Genomic DNA, 725 nt, shown 5'->3' on the forward strand with positions numbered 1-725 from the left:
TTTTTTGCCTGCCAGGATCTTAACAACTCCAATGAGTTATTACTAATGCTGGATTATGGAATCTTTTATGAATTCATTCCCATGGATGCGTATGGTACTCCAGAACAAAAAATTATTCCATTAAGCGAGGTAAAAGTCGATGTGAATTATGCGGTTGTTATTACCACAAACGCCGGTTTGTGGCGTTATAGAATTGGAGATACCGTGAGATTTACCGCTACCAGTCCCTATAGGATAAAAGTTTCAGGAAGAACCAAACACCATATCAATGTCTTTGGAGAAGAGCTTATTATTGAAAATACTGATGATGCTCTAAAAAAAGCTTCCCAGATCACAGGTTGCCAAATTATAGACTATACCGCTGCTCCTATTTTTATGGAAGGAAAAGAAAAAGGAGCTCATGAATGGATTATCGAGTTTAAAACTCCACCAGATAATTTAGATACATTTATTGTTGAATTGGATCTTGCCTTACAGCAATTGAATAGCGATTATGAAGCCAAACGCTACAATAATATGACGCTTAATATGCCTAAAGTGCATCAGGCTCGTGAAAAATTATTTTACGACTGGCTGAAGAAAAATGACAAATTAGGCGGGCAACATAAAATCCCGAGACTTTCTAATAAAAGATGTTATGTGGAAGAATTACTGAAAATGTCTTAGAGAGTATTTGATTTTCATACTTTAAAATCATAAGATTCTTATTCAATAAAATAAAAAAA

General features: G+C 34.5%; 1 pseudogene. It reads left to right on the plus strand.

Annotation, left to right across the window (positions count from 1 at the left end):
- Window positions 1–666, plus strand: a pseudogene (locus ON07_RS13910) (GH3 family domain-containing protein); the annotation flags it as partial.
- Between the last annotated feature and the right edge of the window lie 59 nt (window positions 667–725).

It is taken from the genome of Gillisia marina, assembly GCF_000258765.1.
Classification (GTDB): Bacteria; Bacteroidota; Bacteroidia; order Flavobacteriales; family Flavobacteriaceae; genus Gillisia; species Gillisia marina.